The organism is Candidatus Colwellia aromaticivorans (genome assembly GCF_003333305.1).
In the GTDB taxonomy this organism is placed as follows: domain Bacteria; phylum Pseudomonadota; class Gammaproteobacteria; order Enterobacterales; family Alteromonadaceae; genus Colwellia; species Colwellia aromaticivorans.
Genome location: NZ_QOLD01000060.1, coordinates 20,285 through 44,686, shown reverse-complemented (window position 1 = coordinate 44,686; position 24,402 = coordinate 20,285). Strand labels below are relative to the sequence as shown.

Sequence of the window (24,402 nt, the reverse complement as noted above, 5' to 3'; positions counted from 1 at the left end):
TTTATTCTTTTGTAACTCTAAATAGGGTATTTACTGAGAGCTTAACGGCAACGTAAACTTGGTAATATTACCGACACTAAAAGACGACATATCAACTTGCTTACCATTAAAAGCAATCGCGGCTAATTCCGGTTTACCTAATGTTACCTTTAACGGTGCTTTACCAGAAATAGTCATAACGTAACCTGATTTTTTAACGCCCCACGCAATTCTCTCACCTGTGGCATCATAAATATTAACCCAACAATCACCTGAAAAAGTAAACACCACCGTGCTGATCTCAGGTACTAGTTCAGTTTTAGCTTTGGCTTTGGCTTTAGTTTCAATCTGATTTTCAAGTACTGCATCTAGATTTTGCTCAGAAATCGCTGGTTTCAAATCTTTTTGTACGCTACTTGTAGCCTTTGTTATGTCATCCAATTCAGTTGCTTCCGCCTTAGGTGACTCAGGCGCTTCAACACTCTTTTTGGCTACATTAACATCCGCTATATCACTAACATTATCACTGATTTGTTGTTCTTGCTTTGGCTTATCAAATAAATTAACTGACAATTTTGACTCTTGTAGCCACCATAACACCATCAAACCAACTAAAAGAGCGGCAATTAAATAACTAAACCACATTAAACGGCTATGCTCAGCTTGCTTTACTGTTAAATTAGAAAAACTTTGCATTTCGCTACGTTGTATTTCAGCAATACCAAGCATGTCATATGCGCTAAGTACTTCATCAATATCAACTGCCACTAATTTAGCATAATTGCGTAAATAGCCACGATTAAAGGTTGCTGGCAACGATTGGTCAAAAATATCTTGTTCTATATTATTGACTACGTTTCTTTTGAAGTTTAATTTTTCACTGACATCTTCTACACTTAATGATAATTTTTTTCGTGCTTCGCTCAGCATTAAACCAGGACCAACGACTTCTATATCCTCACAAAGCTCATCCACTTGCTTGGTACTTGCGACAGTTAAAGCTTCTTTATTCATTTATTCAGTCACCGTCTTAGGATCTATTAAGCTTAATTTATCATTAATATGAATTTTTTTATTACCAGAAAGGTTATTCCAACGACGTAACGCCTTAATCTTAATATTATATTTGATCGAGATACCATACAAAGTATCCCCAGAACTTACCACATGAATATCTGAAGTTTTATTACTAACACTATCACTTTGTTGGATTTCTGTTGAGTCAATAGTTAATGACTCCTCTACTTTAGGCGCATCTTCTACTTTAGGCGCATCTTCTACTTTAGGCACATCTTCTACTTTAGGCGCATCTTCTACTTTAGGCGCATCTTCTACTTTAGACGCATCTTCTACTTTAGGCGCATCTTCTACTTTAGGCGCATCTTCTACTTTAGGCGCATCTTCTACAATAAGAGCAGGTTTTTTAGCTATGTGAAATATCTCTCGATCTTCAAGCGGCACCTCTGCTTCAGTTAACACTACCTCATCGGCTTTAGTGTCAGTAATCAAGCTATTATCGGCTACCGCATTAGTTTCATTATCAGTAGTTAGTATTTTTGTTATCTTATTTTCGTCAGTTTTAGGGGTAGCTAGAACAACAACGCGTTTATCTTGATCACTCGTGCTAAGTGGAATTTTGCTAACTATCGCCTGTTCTTGTTCAGAGACTGGGGTAACAATTCCAACACTTCCCATTGTCAAAGCAGCATTGATTGCCATCGAAGTCGCTGTAGATGAAGGAGCCACTGTATTGCTTGTTGTCGTTAATGGTACTGTCGCTGCTTGAATAACTTTTTGATGTGATACTTCCGGTTCCACTAAACCAGAGCTATTCGCTGTATTGCCGGATAACGCTTTTTTAGGTGATAGTTTCACTACGCGTTTTTTTGATTTAGTGGACGTTTCACTAATTTGAGCTAATTTATATCTTTTAGCTAGGTTATCAGCCTCAATTAATTCAAGTTCATTCAATAAGTATTGCTGTGATTCCCAGGATTGTGGGTACATTTTCACTAACATCCCGCCATAATTTTTAGCGGTACGACGCTGTCCTAATTTCCAATAGACTTTATAAGCTAAAGCCAAAGACTGTGAAGTAAAACGCCGGGTAACTTTTTCAAAACGCTGTTGATATGTTTTAGCTTCGGTATATTCACCCATAGCGTATTGTAAACGTACCATTTGAAATAAAATAGATGAATTTCCGGGGCTATGCATAACCGCTTTATGTAAATACATCTCTGCTTTTACAAAATTATCTTTTTGTAAAAAACAAGATGATAAATTTTCATAACTTTTACTTACCAATATATAACTCGGTACAGCAATAGCTTTTAACAACTGCTTTTCTGCCGCCTCAGTTTGATCTTGACGACACAAGTAAACGCCATAGTTATTTAAGGTATCAGCATCATCACTTCTTAGCGACAGTGCTTCCTCAAATGACGCTAAAGTTAATTCATGTTCACCAACAGTTTCATAATAATGAGCAAACGCTGTGTATACTTGCACCATTTGGGGAGCGAATTTTTTCGCTTTTTCTAAATTTTGTTTGGCTTGCGCCATATTACCCATTCTCAAATAACCTAAACCGAGTGAAATACGCGTTGCCGCCATATCATCTCTATTGGCTTGATTTTTCACCACAGGTGTTTCATCATTTTCAAACTCTTGCGTAACACAGGCTGATAATGCAACCGATAATAACGCAACAATGAGTGATGAAATTCGTTTTTTAGTCAAAGGTTTATCCCTAATGTACCAACCATGGTAAATACTATTATGCTGAATTTTAAGATAATAACGTGATCAGACTATCTTTACCGAAATATCTCCAGCTTTCACCTGTTTTTTTTCAGTTTGCGCGTTTTTTTGTGTTTGGGTACGTTTAGTACGATCGATTACATCACCCGCTAACTGGCCACAGGCGGCATCAATATCTTCGCCACGCGGCCTACGTGTAATAACGGTTAAGCCATAGCTTTGTAAAACCTTATCAAAACGATCTATACGAGAATTGCTTGGTCGTTTATAAGGAGAGCCCGGATAAGGGTTAAAAGGGATCAAATTAATTTTACTGGGTAAACCTTTTAATACATGCGCTAACGCATGCGCTTGATCCGTTGAGTCATTAACGCGATCTAACATCACATATTCGATTGTCGCCTGCTTATTCGCTTTAGAGCCATCAATATAACGACCTGCCGCGGAGATAAATTCTTCTAATGGGTATTTTTTGTTAATAGGTACTAACTCATCACGTAACTTATTGTCAGGGGCATGAATTGAGATAGCTAAGGCACAATCAATTTTAGCTTTTAACATATCAAGTGCAGGTACAACACCCGAAGTACTTACCGTAACTCGGCGCTTTGATAAACCATAACCCAAATCATTTAACATGGTATCAAGGGCTGGAATAAGGTTTTTCATATTAAGTAACGGCTCGCCCATACCCATCATAACGATGTTGGTAATGGGCCTTTTGCCAGTAATGCGGGTAGCACCAATGTCATTAGCCACTCGCCATACTTGACCAATAATTTCTGACATGGATAAATTACGATTAAAGCCTTGCTGAGCAGTTGCACAAAAAGTACATTCAAGCGCGCAACCCACTTGTGATGATACACATAATGTAGCGCGATCATTTTCAGGGATCCAGACAGTTTCAACTTCTTGACCACCCTCCAATACCAAAGCATATTTAATAGTACCATCTTTCGACACTTGCTTTTCAGAAATTTCTGGTGCTTTAATTTCACAATTACGTTGTAATTTTTCCCTCAGTTTTCTATTTATATTAGTCATTTGCTCAAAATCACTATAACCAAAGTGATAGATCCATTTCATAATTTGATCAGCTCTAAAAGGCTTTTCACCAATAGAAGCAAAATACTCTCGCAATCCTTGATGATCAAAATTTAATAGATTAATTTTGCTGCTTTCTTTAGCAACTTCTTTGACATTTTCTGTGACGATTGGGTCGCTCATACAACAAGTACTCAAAACTGATAGGGAAAAATAAATAATACCAATTGACTCATTCATTATTTCATTTGGTATAAGGTCGCGAATTGTACGCTTTTCAAGCGAATTTCGCAATTTTAAGCTCAAGCATAAAATACAAAAAGGATTTTACTGATTGCTCAGTAAAATCCTTTTGTTAGGCCAGGGTTAATTCTGACCATGTAGCGCAATAAATTACGCTCGACAAATTAGCGTGTGCGGCTACAGATTTCTTCATCAGAGAAGAAATAAGCAATTTCACGTGCAGCTGACTCTAAAGCATCAGAGCCATGAGCCGCATTTTCGTCAATGCTATCAGCAAGATCAGCACGGATAGTACCAGCAAGTGCTTCAGCTGGGTTAGTAGCGCCCATGATTTCACGGTTTTTAAGAACAGCGTTTTCGCCTTCTAATACTTGTACCATTACTGGACCAGAAGTCATAAATTCAACTAAAGCACCAAAGAAAGGACGCTCGCTATGTTCAGCGTAGAAGCCTTCAGCTTTTTCTTGGCTTAAATGTAACATTTTAGAAGCAACAATTTTAAGACCTGCAGTTTCAAAACGGTTGTAGATTTGACCGATGAAGTTTTTAGCAACTGCGTCTGGTTTTACGATAGAAAAAGTACGTTCGATAGCCATGATAAGCCCTTTTAATAAATTTAAATTTTAGTCTAATTAAGTAAATACCAAATCAACAAGCTAGCATCTACAAATTTTGGCGCGATTATAAACGAAATAATAGTAAACACCTAATATAAACCGTTGAATAATTATTTAAACTTCACATAAAATCTTTCTTGTTTTTACTCTACTTTAGTCGTAGCCATAAAATGATAAATATTTCATGATTCACTGCGAGTTAAAATTGATACAACTGAGGAACATTAATACAATTTATTAAGTGTGCGCATGGAGCAACTGAAAAATTCAATTAAGTGAGGGGCCAGGTATTATTGCGATTACGTTAGCTATGCCAGATCCTAAATCTACCATATATGCAGCGTGTTGGGTTGATGCCCTACTTTCAAATTAAGCGACCTAAACCAATAGTTAATCATCTCAGTAAAGATAACATTATTATTACTTTGAAAATAAGCTCTTTACTTTTATTTCTATCGATTACTAAGTAACCCTAACTCCGCTTAAGCAGAGCTGGGTTTACTTAGTAAACGATATACACCCATTACAAGCTCGTTCTACGATATTGACGGTATTCAGGTTGCCAAAAGTTTTCCTCTATTTTTTCTAGCAACTCATCATCAGTTAGCTCCAATGCGAAACCTTGCTCATAAGCTACTTTAGCAATAGCAAAAGCAATCTCTTTACTCAGCTGTGCTATGCCTGTTAATGGAGGTAATAATTCACCTTTACCACTGTTAGCTAAAGGTGAAGCCGCCGCTAACATTTCACTGGAAACTTGCAGCATTTTATCGGTAATACGACTAATATTAGCGGAAATAACACCAAGACCAATACCGGGAAAAATATAACTATTATTACATTGAGCAATAGGAAACGTTTTACCTTGGTATTCCACGGCTTCAAATGGACTACCTGTAGCAATAATCACATTACCTTCGGTCCAATTAATGACTTGGCTTGGCGTCGCTTCAACTTGTCTTGAAGGATTACTTAATGGAAGTATAATAGGCGTAGTACAATGCTGTTTCATTGCCTTAATAACGTCTTCACTAAAGATCCCTGCTTGACCTGAAACCCCAATAAGGATGTCCGGTTTCGCCCCATGCATTACCTCTAAAAGTGATGCATATTTCCCTTTAATGTCCCACGACTTTAACGCGAGTTTATTTTGTACTAGTTTTTGTTGAAAATCTCTTAAATCTTCCATCCCTTGGGTTAATAATCCAAAACGATCTACCATAAACACTTGGCTACGCGCTTCTAATGGCGCAAGTCCTTCTGACATCATTTGGGTGATTATTTGCTCGGCGATACCACAACCAGCAGAGCCCGCACCAACAAAGGCAACTTTTAATTGTGATAATTTAACGCCTTTACTACGACTAGCCGCCAACAAAGTACCAACCGTAACAGCAGCAGTTCCTTGTATATCATCGTTAAAGCAACATATTTCATTGCGATATTTTGTTAAAAGCGGCATGGCATTTGGTTGAGCAAAATCTTCAAATTGCAGCATAACTTGAGGCCAACGACGTTTTACCGCATTGATAAATAAATCAAGAAATTCATCATACTCTGCTTGTCCAATGCGTTTATGTCGGGCGCCCATGTACATAGGATCATCTAATAATTTTTGATTATTGGTGCCAACATCTAACATGAATGGTAGGGTATAGGCGGGACTAATACCACCACAAGCAGTGTATAGAGACAATTTTCCAATAGGAATTCCCATACCACCAATACCCTGATCTCCCAGCCCTAAAACACGCTCGCCATCAGTCACTACAATGACTTTTATTTTGTTTTTAGTCGCATTACGTAAAATATCATCTATTTGATGTCTATCTTCATAAGCAATAAAAAATCCGCGTGAACTGCGATAAATGTCTGAGAATTGTTCACAGGCATCACCAACAGTCGGCGTATAAATAATTGGCATCATTTCGGCTAAGTGTGCTTGTACGAGTTTAAAAAATAAGGTTTCGTTATTGTCGTGAATGGCTCTTAGGTAGATATGTTTATTGATATTGTTATTAAAACAACTGTACTGACGATATGCCCGTGCAATTTGCTCATCAATAGTTTCAAATCTTGGTGGCAATAATCCGGTTAAGTTAAAACGAACACGTTCATTTTCATCAAAAGCACTGCCTTTGTTTAATAGGGGTGTTTCTAATAACGTTGGACCAGAATAGGGTATATAGAGAGGGCGCTTGCTTTGAGTCATTTTATTGCTGCTTTTATTGTTTATTATTACCAGAATAATCAAAATATATTTGATTGATGCATGAATGCATAGGTGGAGTATATACTCATGTTACCTCGAAATACTCGTTTCAGCGAGAATTAAAAGGCTTAGAGGCAAGGCATTGATTAAAGAGAATGATTGTTTCCTTGTCGAAATCAATAACGTCGCATATAAGCCTTTTAAACTCGCCCTACGGGGACGTATGAGCAAATCACGCTCATCGTTGCTCCTTTTTTTAAGGACGCTACATGGATGTAGCTTATTAGAGAATGCAGGAGCACATTCTCCTGAACTACCATTAATAAAAACAAGCGCCTTGATCATGAGTCGCTCAAGCGTCCTGAAACAGACATTTTGAAGTATCATGAGTATAGATTACATTTACCAAGCAGCAAAGAGTTAGCTTTAGTCTATTTCGCTAATCCATGCTAATTGAATAGCCTCAAGCACACGCTCACCACAGTGTTGAGGATCATCATTGAAACGTTCAAGCTCAAGCACCCATTGTCTGAGCTCTGTAAAATGCAAAGTTAATGGATCAACATCAGGATGTTGCTCTATCAAATCAAGCGCAATTTCTAAGGAATCAAGCCATGTTAAACCCAGTGATGCCATACAATAGTCCTATTTAAAAAAGTAGATGAAACCATAAATAATCTATTATTAACATTAGTACAAGCCAAAGTAAAAGCAATCTAGCCTTTTTACAAAATGGGCAATCGGTACTCCACCACTGTTTTATTTGATTAATTAACGGCTCTTTTTTCATAAACTTGGCTTACTACTCAACATTCGTTTTAGCAATGAGTTATACCATTTACATTAATTAAGGTTACAAAATTCAATGAGAATAAATGTTCAAGAACAAGGCGCTTGATTGAGTAATAGCTGGCTATTGGGATTGAAAGCAACGATGTTATTGGATATTTAAGCCATTTGAAAATGATCACTTAGTTAGTGTAATTGGTATTAGTGTGCATATCTTAAAGTAAAGTAACAGTAGCATTATCCAATAATAAAATCATTTATCCATACCTCCATCGAGAATACCGGAAATTAAATCGTATACAAAAATATAATGTCAGTATTTATTGATCTACTTCGCGAAAATTGACAAAGGATTCATTACAATAGCCGAGTTAATATTTTTAGGTAAAAAGAAGATACAAATGATGCAAATTACTGATTTAAAAAAAGAGCAAAACATTACCCCCTTATTACGACTAGGGTTTCGTCCCTTTTTTCTCAGCGGCGCAATTTTCAGTATTGTCGCTATTATCCTTTGGCTATTAATGTACAAAGGCGCAGTTGATTTATTACCATTAGGTGGTGGTTATTGGTGGCATATTCATGAAATGATTTTTGGGTTTGGCGGTGCCATTATTGCTGGATTTTTGCTTACTGCGGTACAAAACTGGACAGGCGCACGCGGCGCACAAGGGACTACTTTACTGGTATTATTTTTCCTCTGGTTCGCTGGGCGCATGGCGCTATTGATACCAAACATATTATCAGACACCCTAATAACAATAATCGACTTAAGTTTTTTACCCGCTGTCGCTTATGTATTAGCTAAGCCACTTATCGCCATAAAACAATACCGTAATTTATTTTTTGTCCCTATATTGTTGTTATTTACAGTTGCGAATTTAGAAATGCATTTAGCCATATACTATCCAGAAACGTTTAACGTTGCCTTTGCCGGATATACTGGAGTGATGCTAGTGACGCTATTAATGTCGGTAATGGCGGGTCGAGTAACGCCAATGTTTACGGCTAATGGCACTAAAACAAGCAAAGCAATACCATTACCTTGGTTAGACAAGGCAACTAATGGCAGCCTGGGCATCGTTATGTTTTCATTAATGCTGGAGCCTATCATTGGCTTTTCTCATCAATTTTTTGGTATCATTTTAATTGTTGCTGGCATATTTCAAACCATGCGCTGGTTAAGATGGCGTCCTTGGATAACCCTTGGTGTGCCTCTACTATGGTCTATCCATCTTGCGATTAAATTTATCGCTTATGGGTTAATTATTTTAGGCGCTAGCTACTTAATTCCTGAAGTTCCCAGCAACCATATGTGGCATTTATTAACCGTGGGCGGTATGGGTGGATTAATTTTAGCGATGATTTCACGTGTTTCTTTAGGCCATACTGGACGTCCATTATCTCCACCTAAAGCAATGACGGCTGCTTATATATTTATTACTTTAGCTGGATTGATTCGCGCTTTTGGCCCTTGGATTTCACCAGAAAAAACAGCATTATTTATCGATATCAGTGGTACATTTTGGTTATTCGCTTTTGGTATATTTGTTATTACCTATGCGCCAATGTTAATGAGTGCTAGAAAAGATGGAAGGCCTGGGTAGTACTTTTTTAACAGTGCATATCAACTCGCTAAACTATGCTGAGAAAAACAATGAAAGCCGTATTTTTAGACAGTCAAACTTTTAGCTCGAATATCTCTTTTACGGCAATTGAGCAACAGGTAAGTGAACTTACCTGTTATGCAAATACCACCCCAGAGCAAGTACTGGAGCGGTGTCAAAACGTAGAGTTGCTCATCACAAATAAAGTGCTGTTAACTGCCGAGTTGTTAGCAAAACTTCCGGCATTAAAACTCATTTGCATTGCGGCTACTGGTTACAATAATATTGATATATCCGCGGCAACAAGATTGGGCATAGCCGTGACCAATGTTAGCGGCTATGCCGGACAATCTGTCGCACAATATGTACTGGCGCAAATATTAGCATACTATCAACAAACTTCTCATCACAACACTAATACTGAGCAAGGGTATTGGCAAAAAAGTGAGTCTTTTTGTTATCACGGCAATGCCATCACAGAACTTGCCGGAAAAACTTTAGGTATTATTGGTTATGGCGACTTAGGTCAAGCAGTGGTTAAACTCGCTGATGCCTTTGGTATGAATATTTTAATCAGCGAACGCATTAATAGTCCCGAAATTCGTCAAGGACGAGTTAGCTTTGATCAAGTCATAACACAAGCCGATATTATCAGTTTGCATTGCCCACAAACCAAGGACACTGAAAACTTAATCAATCGCGATATACTGGCTAAAATGAAACCAACAGCAATGCTAATCAATACTGCTCGTGGCGCGTTAGTTAATAGCACTGATTTATTGGTCGCATTAACAACGAAGCAAATAGCCTATGCCGTGCTTGATGTATTAGAGCAAGAGCCACCACCAGCTAATCATCCCTTATTAAATGCCAATCTAGCTAACTTAAAAATTACTGCTCACATTGCTTGGGCAAGTAGTGAGGCGCAGCAACGACTGATTGATTTATTAAGTAAAAACATAGCTGCTTATAAAAACGGAGAACGGTTAAATAGACTTGAGCTTGCTAACTAATATTATTTATTTTTAAGGATTTTCTCTTTAACAAAAGGTAAATGCGTTGAAAGCTCTGCTACTTGCGCTAGTTCTTTGATAGATAGAGCGCCATATAACCTAGGGTGACCCCAACCATAACCCCACCTAAAACTTGTCGGTAAATAAGGTGTTCCTCCAACTCTTACGCCAGCTAACATCAATGCTGCGATGGTTGGCTCACCTACCTGTGTAACACATGCCTTAAGTTGTTTGTCAGAGACAAGCCGCTGTTGGTATGTACCGCCTTGCCAATAATCATAATCATGCTGTTGGCAACATTCCAACCATAAGTTTTTTTGATCAAAGGTTCCATCAGGAAAAGCACTACAGCCATCACTGGTAAAAGGCTTTAAAGTATCTGCCTGTAAAAAAGCTGAAGCTAGCAATAAAATACTAGTGATGACTAGTCGAATAAGCATGCTAACTTAACCCTTTTATTAATTCAGCCAACCGTTCAATTTTTACATTCGATAACTGACGATAATCAAAATAAGGACAAACAATAACCCGCTGTGAACGATTAATAGCAAATTCATTATTAAGCCAGGTAAGCTCAATATTAAGCACTCCTGTTCTAACTAAAGATTTAGCATAGGTTTTACCCATAATAATGTGTACAGCTTTGTGGTTGGTATTTTGCTTTATTGGTTGTAACTGCTTTAACGGCTTTAATTGTGGTGCACTAAATAAGAGTGACGTTTGGGAATGAGTTTGCAGTAAGAAATCATCACGATATTGTTGCCATGTTGGGGCAAGGCTAGCAAAGTTAAATTGCTCTTTATCTAAAGCATATAATAATTTCGCATAAACATTAAAAACCTTACGCCAGCCATTACCGCACTGCTGGCCTATATGAGTAATTTCACCTGTCGTTAATGCAGTTAATTGGTCTAATTGTTGGTATTCATAAATAGGCGGTCTGTTAGCAATATATACAGCTACTTGGTAATCATCTGTACCAAACCCAACAACGCTATTACTCACCGTTAGTTAAACGCCAATCTATGGCTGGTTTATTATGTTTTAGTAGCCAATTATTAGCTTTAGAAAAATGCTGACAGCCAAAAAAACCACGATAAGCTGAAAGTGGTGAGGGATGTGGACCATTTAGCACTAGATGTTTACTGTCATCTATATTACGCCCTTTCTTTTGAGCATGAGCGCCCCATAAAATAAAAACACAGCCGGCATTATGTAGATTTATTTGGGCAATGACATCATCCGTAAAACGTTCCCAGCCTAATTTTGCATGCGAATGAGCTTTACCCTGCTGTACAGTGAGTACGGTATTAAGTAGTAGCACACCTTGCTCTGCCCATGAAGTCAGGTTGCCATGAGTTGGCGTGAGAAAGCCTTCAACATCAGTATTAAGCTCTTTATAAATATTAACTAAGGATGGAGGCACTTTGATGTGGTTCGTGACAGAAAATGCCAAACCATGTGCTTGTGGCTGATGATAATAATCACCTTTGCCTACACCATGGTAAGGATCTTGCCCTAAAACAACCACTTTTACCTCGGCTAAATCGCAAAACTCAAACGCGTTAAAGACATCCTTCTCCTCAGGAAAGATAGTAATGCCCTGTGCTCTTTGTTGAGTGATTTCGTCTTGTAACTGGCAATAGTAATCTTGCTGTTTCGCTTGTTCAATTATCTGTTGCCAGTGAGATTGTATCATTTGGTTTTATTAATTAAGAAAACACTATGCTAATAAATATGCACGTAAATCAGCAAATTCACTACTCATCTCTTTTGATAAAATAGGTTCGCCTGCACAATCTGCTAACTCTTTAGGTAAACCAAGTGGTTGGCCTAGAATACTTTCAACAACATCTTTAAACTTAGCCGGGTGTGCGGTACCTAAAAATACGCCAAACTCGCCTTCAACAGCATTATATTGCAACGCTTTATAAGCAACAGCAGCATGTGGCTCACTGATATAACCCAATTTACTTAACTGGATAACTGTAGATTGAGTTTGCTCTTCATCAATAGAGACTGAGCTCACACTGCCTTCTTCAACAATGCCAGATTTAAGCATATGCTCAACACGCGGCCAGTTATTTGGGTTACTCACATCCATTGCATTCGAGATAGTGGCAACAGTAGTGTTTGGTGTCCACTCACCTGTTTCTAAATAACGCGGTACCGTATCGTTAAGGTTAGTTGCCGCAATAAAGCGTTTGATAGGTAAGCCCATCGCTTTAGCAAATAAACCCGCGGTTAAGTTACCAAAATTACCACTTGGAATAGAGAAAACGATATCCCCTAAATTGGTCTTCGCACGAGATATTTGCGCTACTGCTTCAAAGTAATAACAAATTTGCGCGAGCAAACGACTGATATTAATTGAGTTAGCTGAATTTAAACCAATGGTAGTTGCTAATTCGTTATCACTAAACGATTGCTTAACTAATGCTTGGCAATCATCAAAGTCACCTTCAACACATAACGTTTCAATATTACCACCTAGGGTAGTGAACATTTTTTCTTGTAGTAAAGAAATTTTGCCTTTGGGATACATGATAACCACGCGGATATTATCAATACCATGAAAAGCATGAGCAACCGCAGCACCCGTATCACCAGACGTAGCTGTTAAAATGGTTAATGGCTTTGTTTGACCGCTTGCTTTGGCGTCTTTAGCAACAAAAGCTTGCAAACATTTCGCCATAAAACGTGCACCAAAATCTTTAAAGGCTAACGTTGGACCATGAAATAATTCTAAAATGGCTCGGTCATTAGTAATGGGTTGCATTTGCGCAGGAAAATTAAAGGCATCCGTTACAATGTCAGTTAATTCTTTTTCAGTTAAGTCTTCTTCAACAAAGGGAAGTAATATTTTTACACTACGCTCAACCATCGGCATTGCTAACAGTGCGTCAATATCATCAATTTTGGGCATCGTCGCTGGGAAGAATAACCCTTGGTTTTTACCTAGGCCTTGTTTAACTGCGCCAGCAAAACTAACTTGCTCGTCATTTTCTTTTAAGTTATAAAATTTCACGTTAATATCTCATTTTAAATTTTTGAATCTACCCTTCGACAAGCTCAGGATGAACGGAGTATACCGTTCATGTTGAGCCTGTCGAAACACAACAAACTCAATAGTATTTGATTTTTATATCTCTACTGCGCCAGCATCATCAACTAAACAAACATGCACAAAACCTAACTCTGTCTGTAGATAATTATCTTGTAGCCAGGTTGCAAATACTTGCGCTTGTTGTTCGTTGTCGCAAACACAAAATAACGTAGGCCCAGAGCCAGAAATGCCAACAGCTAAACAGCCTTGTGCGGTTAAATAATCATGTGCTTGCTGGTATCTAGGTAATAAATTGGTTCTGTAAGGTTCCGCGACTACATCCGTTAATACCGAAAAAGCTTGTGCTTTATCTTGGCGATAACAAGCATCAACAAAGGTTGCTAAATTTTGACCATAGCTTATCACATCTGCACGGCTATAACTTGTTGGTAATACGTCACGAGCGGCTTTAGTTGACACTTCAATACCAGGGTAAGCCATTACATAATAACAATCACTAAAGCCCGGTAAAGCCCGACTAATAATTTCGCTATCTGGTACCATTAGCTGCAAGCCACCTAAATAACAAGGAGCAACGTTATCGTAGTGTAAGCTACCACTAATTTGTGCTTCCATTTGCCCTGTCATTTTAAGGACAGTTTTCTCATCAAAGCTAAAGTGGTTATACTTAGCATAAAAGGCATTTAAGCCCACTAAAGCAGCCACGACAGAACAAGCACTTGAGCCTAAACCACTACCTACTGGCATTTTTTTATCTAAAGTAAGTTTTACTTTACTGATCTGCTGCTTAGCTTGAACTAATGCTTCATTAAATAATTGTAAACAAGACCAAACAATATTGTCTTCTTTGTTACTTGGCAGTTTATCGGCAAAAGCACCGATAACAACTAAGCTGTCTTCATCAGCAAATTTAACGGCTTTTTCCACAGTAACGACATCACCCAATAAGGTGCCATCAATGGGCTTAACAGCTAAACCTAACACATCAAAGCCAACACTAACGTTACCAATTGAAGCGGGGGCAAATACTGACACACATTGTTCTTGGGTTGATTCACGGCTAGAACACTCGCTAGTCGTAACGGTATCGGTTGTCATTAGTGCTGTTGCTCCCAAGCGAGTGTTCTTAAAATATCACCAAAAACACCTGCGGCGGTAACAGCAGCACCAGCGCCATAGCCACGTAAAACAAACGGTAATGGTTGATAATAACGACTATGAATAGCTAAAGCATTTTCGCCATCTTTGATACTGTACAGTGGGTGAGCGCTATCAACTGCCTCAATAGACACTTGGCATTTACCATCAACAATATTACCGATATAACGTAAAACTTTACCTTCAGCATTCGCGGCAGCAATACGAGCACTAAAATCACCGTCTATCTTAGTTAAATTAGTCATAAATTCATTTACATCACCGCTGTCATCAAAATCATTCGGCAATACTGACTCAATAGTTATATCAGACAATTCTAATTGCATACCCGCTTCACGCGCCATAATCAACAACTTACGCGCCACATCCATACCGCTTAAATCATCACGGGGATCTGGCTCAGTAAAGCCGTTTTCTTTGGCTATTGCCGTTGCCGCTGACAACGCCATACCTTCATCTAGCTTACCAAAAATATAAGATAATGAGCCTGATAATACCCCTTCAAAACGCTGAAGTTGATCGCCTGCTTTAATTAAACTTTGCAAGGTATCAATTACCGGTAAACCTGCGCCAACTGTCGTTTCATATAAAAAGCGTCTATTGGTTTTTTGTGCAGTGCTGCGTAATTCTTTGTAATACTTCCATGAATCTGTATTCGCTTTTTTATTCGGTGTTACCACATGGAAACCTTCAGCCAAATAGCCAACGTAGCTCATTGCTAACGCTTCATTAGATGTTGAATCAACTAACACTGGATTAACTAAATGATTATCACGTACAAATGCTTTGATATTGTCAACATTGACTTCTAGGGCTTGTTTATTATCAGCACCTTTTTCCATCGCTGCTTGCCAATTATCTAAATCAATACCGGCTTTATCAAAAACCATCCCTTTAGAGTTAGCAATACCGTAAACAGTTAAGGCAATGTTTTGCTCTTTAAGACTTGCTTGCTGACGAGAGATTTGGGCAATTAATTCACTACCAACAACACCACAACCGACTAAGAACACATCAATTGTAGGCTTATGAGAGAAAAAGTTTTGATGGCTAATTTTCATTGCATCGGTACATTTGCGTTGTTCAATGACCACAGAGATACTACGCTCTGATGAATCTTGCGCAATAGCAACCACGTTAACTCTTGCTTGGGCTAACGAACTAAAGAATTTAGCCGCCACACCACGTTGATGATGCATACCATCACCAACCAACGAAACAATTGATAACTCGCCTTTTAAGGCGATTGGCTCAAGCAAACCATTAAGTAGCTCTAATTCAAACTCTTCTTTTAAACTTTGCTCTGCACGTAATGCGTCGCTAGAATAAATGCAAAAACTAATACAATATTCACTTGATGATTGACTAATTAAGACTAAAGAAATATTTTCACGGCTCATGGTAGCAAAAACTCTGCTTGCCATACCCACCATCCCTTTCATACCAGGGCCTGACACATTAACCATCGTTAAATCATCAAGATTAGAGATAGCTTTAACACGTTTTTGTTGATCATTCTCATTAGAAATAAGCGTACCTGGAGCCGATGGATTACTCGTATTTTTAATCAGACAAGGAATATGATACTGCGCGATTGGACCAATAGTTTTCGGGTGTAACACGCTAGCACCAAAATAAGATAACTCCATGGCTTCTTGATACGACAAGTAATCAAGTAGTTTGGCTTCTTTAATCATGCGAGGATCAGCATTATAAACGCCATCAACATCCGTCCAAATTTCACAACATTCCGCTTGCATACATACCGCTAATACTGCCGCAGAATAATCAGAGCCATTGCGTCCTAAAGTAGTTATTTGCCCTTCACCACCGTTTTTACTGACACTCATACCAATAAAGCCAGGCATTAACGACACTTGATTAAGTTTGTCATATTCGCCGATAAACTTTTCTTTAGAAAGCACCAAGTCGGCTACTGCATTCAATGATGACTCAGTAGTAAAGAGGAATCTCTCTGGTACTAATAATGATACTTGTAAACCTGATGACTGTAGTACCGAATCAAGAATAGCAACGCTTAACCGCTCACCAGTACTAATAATGCGAGCACGAATATGATCAGGACAATAAGTCAACATTGATATGCCTTGCATATACCGCTGAAGCTGTTGCTCATAGTTGGTAAGGGCTTGCTCACAGTGTTGTGAATTAAATTCAGGTAAACTCGCGGATAAGTCTTCAATAATGGTGGTAATAGCGCGTTTAAAGTGATTAAGATCTGTAACCATTTTTGCTTCGTCACTGATATTCTCAGCCATTGCCACTAAATGATTTGTCACACCTTGTGGCGCCGAAACGACTACGGCAACTTTTGACGATTGGCTTTTATCTGTGATGATGTCGGCCACTTGACGAAAACGCTCAGCTGAAGCCAATGATGAGCCACCAAATTTAAGTACACGCATTAATTTTCCTACTTTATTTATAATTAACAATTGCTCACTTTTTCACACCAAGACAATATGTATTCTATATTGTCTATGACGTTACTTTATGTAACGTCATATGATCGTGAGCGACTATTTATACCAATTGAATTCATTATTTCAATTGGTATTATTTTGAACATAAAAAAAGCCCGTCACCTTTGCAGGTCACGGGCTTCGATAAAATTATTTTTTTACACGTTAGCCAGCGACCGCCATCTGAATTCGGGTGGTGGTAATAATGGTAATGTGCTGATCGGTAATATTCATGGAGAGTAAAATGCCTGATTTAACAGCGCCTGTCAACCTTTATTCATACTTACAAAAGAGAATAAAAAGTTATAAATTATACATAAAACGCCATAATAGCGATTTTTAAAAGTCTATTAAATAATAATATTTTATCTTTTAGTTTATCTATGGCACTTAATTGCCGACAACTAAATAAAAGCAGGCAACAGAAAGTAATGTTGAGGCGATATAGATAAATGTCATTTTAATCCCATAAATGTTGATTTTCATCATAAAGACCTTTCCTTAATAGTTATCAATAGCGTCAATTAATGGTTAGTTTTCAATGAGTATGTTAATACTTACTCTCTATAGATTTACAAGATATTTTTGTGCTACTTATTAATAATACCAATTGAAGTAATGAATAGATCATTCAGCGAGAATTAAAAGGTGTAGAGGCAAGGCATTGATTGAAGATAATGGTTATTTCCTTGTCAAAATCAATAACGCAGCATATATACCTTTTAAACTCGCCCTTGGGAGCTTGTCAGGAAAGTGATAACGTCACAAATTTGTTTGATATAGAGCGACTATATACGCACAAATTTTGCTTGTTCTAACTTCCCTGACACAGCTCTGAATTGACTCATTCATTATTTCATTTGGTATAAGACCAATTTATTCTCATTGAGTTCGTAATATTAATTAATTCAAAACCAATTTACTCGATGAGTAGTTTGGCAATTATAAAACGATAAGGATATTAACAAAAACTGAAATGAGGGTTGAAACAAATGGTTAACTAATTGTCGATAAATGTAACCGACCTCAGCTAAACTGGAGGCTATTTAATCGGATGATAGCCGCCATAGTAAAGCGGACTGATTTTCTTTTATCCATTGTTTAGCTTCGACGTAGTGGGGGAAATACTTAGCAACAAGTTGCCAAAATTCTTTTGAATGATTTAAATGTTCTAGGTGGCATAGCTCATGGACAATGACATAATCAATCACATAAGTAGGCAACATCATTAATAAATAGTTAAAGCTTAATTCACCACGGTTATTACAGCTTCCCCATCTAGCACGGTATTTTCTTATTTTTATACTTGAAGGGTTTAATGACGTTAATTGAGAATATGTTTCAACTTTCAGTGGAATAACCTCTTCCGCTTGCTGTTTAAAATATTTTTCAATTTGTGTTTTAACCGCTGTAGCTAATAGCCCCTTATCGCTCAATTTTTTTTGATTACGCTCAGCAAGCACTATAGTTAATACTTGTTTGTTATCAATACCGTCAGTTAATACAGTACGCGCTTGTTTGTCAAAAATGATTTGTAAGGTGACTAATTTCCCAAATAGAAACAGCGTTGAGCCTTGGCTAAAGTCGCAGCAAAAATCATTCGTTTGATTCTGTTGTGCAATTTTGGATTTTAGCCAAGCTAATTTTTTGTGAATGAACGTACTAATGAACTTTTCATCCACAGAATAAGGCGCTCGGACGAACACTTGGCCATGCCTAACTTGCAATGAAAGTGTTTTGCGGTGACTACGGACAACTTGGTATTCAATCACGTCACTCACAAACAATACCCATTAAAAAAAACATCAAGTTAGCTTTCATCACTTTACTTAGTAGAAGCCTTCTCTGTCTCTTTTTCAACAGATTTTTTAGTGGCTTTTTTTGCTGGTGTTTTTGGTGGCGGTTTTTTCGCGAGTAAAGCGATTAACACTTCATCTCGATGTTGAGCTAAATAAATACTCAATTCTTCACTGGCGGCATCACTGAGATCTATGGGTGATTTTGCAAAAACATCGGCCAAATTATCAGCCATATCCAACATTTTGTCATAATCATCTGCTGATTTCTTATCCATAAATGTTTTTGCCTCCACCCCATGTCTAATGACGACAAATCGACTTTCAACTGCCATTATTATTCCTTAATTATATTTGTGAACTTAAAAATATTTCAACTTACCAGGATACAATAGCACAACAAACATTGAACTGTATATAATACCAGTGCACTTTTGTTTTAAGTCAAAATTATCTACTACTTTCAATATTTCAACCCAAGACCAAGCGATTATACCGATAGTTTCGTCTGTATGAATCATAGAGCACTCTTAGCGGTATTATCAGTGCTTATGCTGATTTTTAATAAATAACTTTAGCTTTTGGTAAAGCTAAATAATTTTTCCAACCAAGACTGTCCATCTGTTCTTTCTTTTAAACAATTTTCGTTTACTGTCACTCCAGCTACAATAGCAGGATAAGTTGCTGTATTAGCGCAATCTGAAGTCACCGCGTTACCCGTTTGCGCTTCAAATACCGTCATGGCGATAGTATCCGGTTGTTTATTGGTTTTATTCACTACACCCTGCTTTTTAATAAATTCAGTAAAAAGCAATAATGCGCCGCTACTGCCTGTTAACCCTGTTGGTTTGTTATTATCTTTTCCCAACCAAGTAGTCACTAGGTTTTTATCATCAAAACCTACAAACCAACTATCGCGTAGATCATTGCTAGTACCTGTTTTTCCTGCAACTTTATTGTTTTTCAACCGCCATGTAAGCGATTTTGCCGTACCAGTTATCGCTACTTGCATCAAAGCGTAATCCAAAAGATACGCGGCATCAGTTGAGATAACCTTTGTAGCAACTGGTTCAAATTGCCACAACGTTTCACCATAAGAAGAAATAACGTTATTAATCGCGTGTACTTGCTCTAACTCACCCTGGTTCGCAATCGCTAAGTACATTTGATTAATTTGCATCGGTGACATATTAATAGCACCAAGTAATATGGAAGGACGCGTAACAATATCTTCTTCAAACCCGAGTAAATGGATAGCATTAGCAACATTTTCTAGCCCTAAACTCATTCCTAAATTTACTGTTGGAATATTTAAAGATTTAACTAAACCATCAATTAATGGTACTTGGTGACGATACTTACCATCATAATTTTTAGGCTGCCACTTTTTACCTTGACCATTGTCACCAGCATCACTACTTAAAGTGATGGGTTCATCAGCAAGCAAACTAGCAAAATTAAATTGCTCAAAACGCTCTAGCGCCGCCAAGTAAATAGCAGGTTTAATTAAAGAGCCTACTGGCCTTTTAGCATCCAATGCACGGTTAAATCCTGCAAGTCCACTTTGTCTATCACCCACAAGCGCACGAATTTCAGCACTCGCGATATCGGTAACGATCATTGCTGCTTGTAAATCTTTTTGATGATGTGATTTCTCTAGTTGATCGAGTTGAGTAGCAACACTTTCTTCTAATAACTGCTGAGAAACATGAGAAAAGCCAGTAAATACCCGAATACCCATTTTTTGTTGATAAGTGCTTAAATGCTGGTTAAGTTCTCGTTTGACTAATTGTAGAAAAGCAGGATATTTCTCTGTTCTAAAACGTCGATGTTTACGGATAGATAATGACGAATCCAGTGTCTGTTCAAACTCTTGCACAGAAAGCAAGTTTTGTTCAAACATCAAACGCAAAATCAAATCACGACGCTTCTTTGCCCTATCGGGGTGTCGCCAAGGGTCGTAATAACTTGGGCCTTTTACCTGTGCAACTAAAAGTGCCATTTGCCCATTGTTTAACTCAGCTAAAGGCTTGTCAAAATAAAATGTTGAAGCTAAACCAAATCCATAAATACCATTCGCATAATGTTGCCCTAGATAAACTTCGTTAATGTATGCTTCAAGCAGCTGATCTTTGCTGTAACGCACTTCAATAATTAACGCCATGATTGCTTCTTTAACTTTTCGAATCAGCGTTCTTTCTCGCGTCAAAAACATATTCTTAACAAGCTGTTGTGTTAAAGTGCTACCACCTTGGACAGTACGACCAGCAGCAATGTTGTTATACAGGGCACGTAAAATACCTAGCGGAGAAACCCCTTGATGATGATAAAAGTCACGATCTTCAATCAATAATAATGTATCCAGTAAAAGCGTGGGCATATGCTCTAATGCCACTAAAACACGGTCTTCCTTATTGTCGGGTACTAATCTCGCCAATAAAATCGGCTCAAGCTTTACTTGTTCAACAGCATTACCCTCAACAAATAACTTACTCACTCTATTATCGGTAAAATCAATCGTTAATTGGACAGCTTCACTAACGTCTTCGGTAACATCGAGTTCAACATTAGGAAAAGTAAAAGCGCGACGATAAATAATCAATCGATGGGCCGACTGGGCAAACTGTCCCGGTAAATTCACTGACCTAACTTTACTATAGCCATTTATTACCAGTGATTTTTTGATCTGGTTTACATCAATAGTATCGCCAGTACGCAGTGACTCTATTTGACCATAAATTTGTGCCGGTACTTGCCATCGCTGACCTTCAAAGGTTTTTTGTACTTTCGCATCTAGATAAATAACGAAAATTGCTAACGCAAAAGAAAGTGCAAAGGCTAATTTTAAGGCGGTAAAAGCCAGCCATCGCAACCACGTTTTATTTGAACTAACCGACTTTTCAGTTTTGTGCTTTGTTGGCATAAATTGATGCAATCCTAGGTTTTAATTTTTAAATGGCGCTTGGTTTTATTGGTTGGCTCAGCGTTCGCAGGATCGTCAGGCCAGAAGTGTCTTGGATAATTTGATTTCATATCTTTTTGCACAGCTTGATAACTACCCGCCCAAAATTGCGCCAAGTCTTGTGTCACTTGAATAGGACGTTGTGCTGGTGATAATAACTCTAATAATAATGGAATACTGTCTTTATTATTCTGCTTATTATTAACACTTCCTATAGTAGGTGTTTGAGTTGAGCCATAAAGCTCTTGCATAGGTAGTGATACTTTAGGCGATTTTTCTTTTGAATAACGAATAGGGCAATGACGTCCTGTTGGGCCAATATAAACACTAGGCGCCGCTTGTTTTAATATTTGCTGTTGTTGATAATCAAGTAAAGACAACAACATGGCTGATAAATCTACTTTAGCTAACTTAGCCCTTGACTTAATTTCACCAACAAAAGGCGAAAACCAATCAGATAAACTATCTAATAGTGCTTTTTCGCTAATATCGGGTAAATTATATTTTGAAAAATAATGATTCAACCATTGCCATCTAGCTTTTAATGCGAGGTCTTTCTCTTGCCAATGAAGAAAACCCAAACCTTTTTGTTTAACGAGATCACACCACATGTTAGCGATACTTGCCTTTGTTAGTGTATTTTGACTTATTTTTTCTTGCAATGTAAGTGAGGCTAATTTCGTTTGTGAACGAGCAATTATTCTGCCACTAGCATCATCAAATATGGCAATTTCTTGCGTAATAATTTTATCAGAAAATACCTGCTCTATTTGGAATAAGTCAAGCCTAGCAGCCAAACGAACTTGTAAAACCCCTTGAGATTGCATTAAGTCAGCAATCACTAAAAAGTCTTCTCCAGCTAACGCATCTTGATCATTTAAAGTAACCCCTTTGCCATTAGCACAAATAAAATCACCTTGCGCTCCACGTGCTTTAGCGACACGTTCTGGATAAGCATAGGCAAGTAATAAACCTGTTTTATCTAAGCCCATATTCATTTTCGCTAGAGAATCAAGACCTGTTAATTTCATTCTTTGTGCTAAGGTTTTAACTTGTTTTACTATATTCGCGAACACACCGTAAGGTTTATGCCATTGGGATTGCAACCGATTAACTCTATGCTCAAGATTACAATCAAATCGACTCTGTTCATTTGGCAAAATATCTCGCTCTTCTAACAATGCAGTAATCATACAAGCGAGAAAAGTGAGTTGTTGAACATGCTCTCGTGGTATTTCTTTTGCTATTACCGTGTTTGCACAAAGTAACATGTGAGCAAATCGAGGGTGACAAGGTAATTGAGCTACGTGCTCACCATGCTGAGTTAATCGGTTATGCTGATCAATAATGGCTAAACTATTAAGCTCTTGCCATGCTTGTTGCTCTTTAACTGTTGTCGGCAGCTCTAATAACGGTAAATCAGCTAAAGTGTTCACTCCCCATCGTGCCACTTCTATTAACGTAGGTAGTAAATCAGCTTGCTGAATGTCATTGACACTTTGGTCAGGTCGGCGTTCAAAATCATCTTTTGCATATAAACGAATACACTTACCTGCCATTAAACGGCCCGCTCGCCCTGCTCTTTGTATCGCAGAAGCTTTAGCAATTCTTTTTTGCACAAGTTTATTCATCAAACTAGCACTGTCGTAGCTAGCCACTTTCTCTAAGCCACAATCAATAACTAAACTAACTCCTTCAATAGTAAGAGATGTTTCAGCAATATTCGTCGCAAGCACTAACTTTCGTTTCCCTGACTGACAAGGTTCAATCGCTTGTTGTTGTTGTTTTAAAGTTAAATCACCAAACAAAGGGCAAAGTAATAAGTCATCTATAAGATCTGAGTTTAATGCTTGCGTAATAAAACGAATATCAGCAACACCAGGTAGAAAAACTAACGTGGAACCATGATGCTCATACGCTTGTTTTTTAATAACATTAAGCGCGTGAACACGCCAGCGCTGAACATTAATAGGGGCGTTATAAGTAACATCAACAGGGTAACTTCTTCCTTCACTTGCAACCGTAACAGCGTCAGGCAATGCTTTGCGTAAATAATCAGTATCTAAGGTTGCCGACATCAATAGTATCTTTAAATCTTCACGTAAACCTTGCTGAATATCACGCGTTAAAGCAAACGCTAAATCCCCCTGTAAACTACGCTCATGAAATTCATCAAACACAACTAATGCACAGTTACTGAGCTCAGCATCATGTTGAATTATTTGCGTTAAAATGCCTTCAGTGATGACCTCTAAGCGAGTATTTTTAGATACTTTTGTTTCATTACGCAAACGATAGCCAACCGTTTCCCCCACCGGCTCATTTAATTTATTTGCAAGATAAGTCGCAATATTTTTAACGGCAAGACGGCGCGGCTGCAATAAATATATTTTTTGCTCTGTTAATACCTCTAGATTAAGTAACCATAAAGGTAAACAAGTAGATTTTCCCGCCCCTGGTGGCGCAGACAAAATTACCGTAGGGTGTTCTGTTAATGCTTGACAAAAATGAGTTTTAATTGCCTCAATAGGCAAGGGAGTTAATGCTGACATAAAAGCTAAACAGTAGAAGAGCAATAGAAAAATAATAACGGCTATTATAACAATTTTACGCTTTAAGGGTTAACCAAGTTAAAAAATAGCTAAAAACTTTACTAAACAATGAGA

General features: G+C 37.8%; 19 protein-coding genes. 2 read left to right on the top strand and 17 right to left on the bottom strand.

Going from position 1 to position 24,402, the window contains the following annotated elements:
• Window positions 1-30 precede the first annotated feature (30 nt).
• The 6 genes from DWA31_RS09170 to iscX all read right to left on the bottom strand — a co-directional run bounded on the left by DWA31_RS09170 (window position 31) and on the right by iscX (window position 7,497).
• The gene (locus tag DWA31_RS09170; protein WP_114326295.1) at window positions 31-993 is read right to left on the bottom strand and encodes a RodZ domain-containing protein; all 963 of its coding nucleotides are present in this window, start codon (window positions 991-993) and stop codon (window positions 31-33) included.
• On the bottom strand, window positions 994-2,721 hold the full coding sequence (pilW, locus tag DWA31_RS09165; RefSeq protein ID WP_114326294.1) for a type IV pilus biogenesis/stability protein PilW: 1,728 nt from the start codon (window positions 2,719-2,721) through the stop codon (window positions 994-996). It abuts the gene before it with no gap.
• Between the two features lie 66 nt (window positions 2,722-2,787).
• Complete coding sequence (gene rlmN / locus DWA31_RS09160; protein ID WP_114326305.1) at window positions 2,788-3,972, bottom strand: dual-specificity RNA methyltransferase RlmN; 1,185 nt, start codon at window positions 3,970-3,972, stop codon at window positions 2,788-2,790.
• Window positions 3,973-4,196: 224 nt separating this feature from the next.
• A complete protein-coding gene (gene ndk, locus DWA31_RS09155) occupies window positions 4,197-4,628 on the bottom strand; it encodes a nucleoside-diphosphate kinase (RefSeq protein ID WP_114326293.1) in 432 nt (143 codons plus the stop codon).
• Window positions 4,629-5,172: 544 nt separating this feature from the next.
• Window positions 5,173-6,861, bottom strand: coding sequence for an NAD-dependent malic enzyme (locus DWA31_RS09150; RefSeq protein ID WP_114326292.1), 1,689 nt, complete (start codon window positions 6,859-6,861; stop codon window positions 5,173-5,175).
• Between the two features lie 426 nt (window positions 6,862-7,287).
• Window positions 7,288-7,497: a Fe-S cluster assembly protein IscX gene (iscX, locus tag DWA31_RS09140; RefSeq protein ID WP_114326290.1), complete on the bottom strand. Its 210-nt coding sequence runs from the start codon at window positions 7,495-7,497 to the stop codon at window positions 7,288-7,290.
• A 554-nt stretch (window positions 7,498-8,051) separates the two neighbouring features.
• Between iscX and DWA31_RS09135 the strand changes: the two genes are divergently transcribed.
• Window positions 8,052-9,257, top strand: coding sequence for an NnrS family protein (locus DWA31_RS09135; protein WP_114326289.1), 1,206 nt, complete (start codon window positions 8,052-8,054; stop codon window positions 9,255-9,257).
• Between the two features lie 50 nt (window positions 9,258-9,307).
• Window positions 9,308-10,270, top strand: a complete 963-nt coding sequence (locus tag DWA31_RS09130) for a D-2-hydroxyacid dehydrogenase (RefSeq protein ID WP_114326288.1) — start codon at window positions 9,308-9,310, stop codon at window positions 10,268-10,270.
• Between the two features lie 2 nt (window positions 10,271-10,272).
• Here DWA31_RS09130 and DWA31_RS09125 read toward each other — a convergent pair whose 3' ends face one another.
• From DWA31_RS09125 to hrpB, 11 genes are all read right to left on the bottom strand, one after another.
• Window positions 10,273-10,710: a hypothetical protein gene (locus tag DWA31_RS09125; RefSeq protein WP_114326287.1), complete on the bottom strand. Its 438-nt coding sequence runs from the start codon at window positions 10,708-10,710 to the stop codon at window positions 10,273-10,275.
• A gap of 1 nt (window position 10,711) precedes the next feature.
• Window positions 10,712-11,275, bottom strand: a complete 564-nt coding sequence (locus DWA31_RS09120; RefSeq protein WP_114326286.1) for a DUF6942 family protein — start codon at window positions 11,273-11,275, stop codon at window positions 10,712-10,714.
• Window positions 11,268-11,969 carry a uracil-DNA glycosylase gene (gene ung, locus DWA31_RS09115; protein WP_114326285.1) on the bottom strand — a complete coding sequence of 234 codons (702 nt, stop codon included), beginning with the start codon at window positions 11,967-11,969 and terminating at the stop codon, window positions 11,268-11,270. Before ung ends, DWA31_RS09120 begins: the two co-directional genes overlap by 8 nt.
• 24 nt (window positions 11,970-11,993) lie before the next feature.
• Complete coding sequence (gene thrC / locus DWA31_RS09110) at window positions 11,994-13,298, bottom strand: threonine synthase (protein ID WP_114326284.1); 1,305 nt, start codon at window positions 13,296-13,298, stop codon at window positions 11,994-11,996.
• A 114-nt stretch (window positions 13,299-13,412) separates the two neighbouring features.
• The gene (thrB, locus tag DWA31_RS09105; protein ID WP_114326283.1) at window positions 13,413-14,435 is read right to left on the bottom strand and encodes a homoserine kinase; all 1,023 of its coding nucleotides are present in this window, start codon (window positions 14,433-14,435) and stop codon (window positions 13,413-13,415) included.
• Window positions 14,435-16,921 (bottom strand): bifunctional aspartate kinase/homoserine dehydrogenase I, encoded by a 2,487-nt coding sequence (gene thrA, locus DWA31_RS09100; RefSeq protein ID WP_114326282.1) that lies wholly within the window; start codon window positions 16,919-16,921, stop codon window positions 14,435-14,437. Before thrA ends, thrB begins: the two co-directional genes overlap by 1 nt.
• 1,103 nt (window positions 16,922-18,024) lie before the next feature.
• Complete coding sequence (locus DWA31_RS09095; RefSeq protein ID WP_245942565.1) at window positions 18,025-18,759, bottom strand: M48 family metallopeptidase; 735 nt, start codon at window positions 18,757-18,759, stop codon at window positions 18,025-18,027.
• Between the two features lie 44 nt (window positions 18,760-18,803).
• Entirely contained in the window at window positions 18,804-19,109 is a 306-nt protein-coding gene (locus DWA31_RS09090) for a YebG family protein (RefSeq protein ID WP_114326281.1), read from the bottom strand.
• Window positions 19,110-19,136: 27 nt separating this feature from the next.
• Window positions 19,137-19,295, bottom strand: coding sequence for a hypothetical protein (locus DWA31_RS17195; RefSeq protein ID WP_168427318.1), 159 nt, complete (start codon window positions 19,293-19,295; stop codon window positions 19,137-19,139).
• 53 nt (window positions 19,296-19,348) lie between these two features.
• Window positions 19,349-21,697 carry a penicillin-binding protein 1B gene (gene mrcB, locus DWA31_RS09085; RefSeq protein ID WP_114326280.1) on the bottom strand — a complete coding sequence of 783 codons (2,349 nt, stop codon included), beginning with the start codon at window positions 21,695-21,697 and terminating at the stop codon, window positions 19,349-19,351.
• Between the two features lie 14 nt (window positions 21,698-21,711).
• Window positions 21,712-24,288, bottom strand: coding sequence for an ATP-dependent helicase HrpB (hrpB, locus tag DWA31_RS09080; protein ID WP_114326279.1), 2,577 nt, complete (start codon window positions 24,286-24,288; stop codon window positions 21,712-21,714).
• Between the last annotated feature and the right edge of the window lie 114 nt (window positions 24,289-24,402).

Excerpts from the sequence above, each read along its gene's own strand:
- thrB (WP_114326283.1), bottom strand. The coding sequence starts at position 14,435 with ATGACAACCGATACCGTTACGACTAGCGAGTGTTCTAGCCGTGAATCA.
- hrpB (WP_114326279.1), bottom strand. The coding sequence starts at position 24,288 with ATGTCAGCATTAACTCCCTTGCCTATTGAGGCAATTAAAACTCATTTT.
- DWA31_RS09170 (WP_114326295.1), bottom strand. The coding sequence starts at position 993 with ATGAATAAAGAAGCTTTAACTGTCGCAAGTACCAAGCAAGTGGATGAG.
- thrA (WP_114326282.1), bottom strand. The coding sequence starts at position 16,921 with ATGCGTGTACTTAAATTTGGTGGCTCATCATTGGCTTCAGCTGAGCGT.
- DWA31_RS09130 (WP_114326288.1), top strand. The coding sequence starts at position 9,308 with ATGAAAGCCGTATTTTTAGACAGTCAAACTTTTAGCTCGAATATCTCT.
- DWA31_RS09150 (WP_114326292.1), bottom strand. The coding sequence starts at position 6,861 with ATGACTCAAAGCAAGCGCCCTCTCTATATACCCTATTCTGGTCCAACG.
- DWA31_RS09125 (WP_114326287.1), bottom strand. The coding sequence starts at position 10,710 with ATGCTTATTCGACTAGTCATCACTAGTATTTTATTGCTAGCTTCAGCT.
- ndk (WP_114326293.1), bottom strand. The coding sequence starts at position 4,628 with ATGGCTATCGAACGTACTTTTTCTATCGTAAAACCAGACGCAGTTGCT.
- iscX (WP_114326290.1), bottom strand. The coding sequence starts at position 7,497 with ATGGCATCACTGGGTTTAACATGGCTTGATTCCTTAGAAATTGCGCTT.
- mrcB (WP_114326280.1), bottom strand. The coding sequence starts at position 21,697 with ATGCCAACAAAGCACAAAACTGAAAAGTCGGTTAGTTCAAATAAAACG.
- DWA31_RS09090 (WP_114326281.1), bottom strand. The coding sequence starts at position 19,109 with ATGGCAGTTGAAAGTCGATTTGTCGTCATTAGACATGGGGTGGAGGCA.
- rlmN (WP_114326305.1), bottom strand. The coding sequence starts at position 3,972 with ATGAGCGACCCAATCGTCACAGAAAATGTCAAAGAAGTTGCTAAAGAA.
- ung (WP_114326285.1), bottom strand. The coding sequence starts at position 11,969 with ATGATACAATCTCACTGGCAACAGATAATTGAACAAGCGAAACAGCAA.
- DWA31_RS17195 (WP_168427318.1), bottom strand. The coding sequence starts at position 19,295 with ATGATTCATACAGACGAAACTATCGGTATAATCGCTTGGTCTTGGGTT.
- DWA31_RS09135 (WP_114326289.1), top strand. The coding sequence starts at position 8,052 with ATGATGCAAATTACTGATTTAAAAAAAGAGCAAAACATTACCCCCTTA.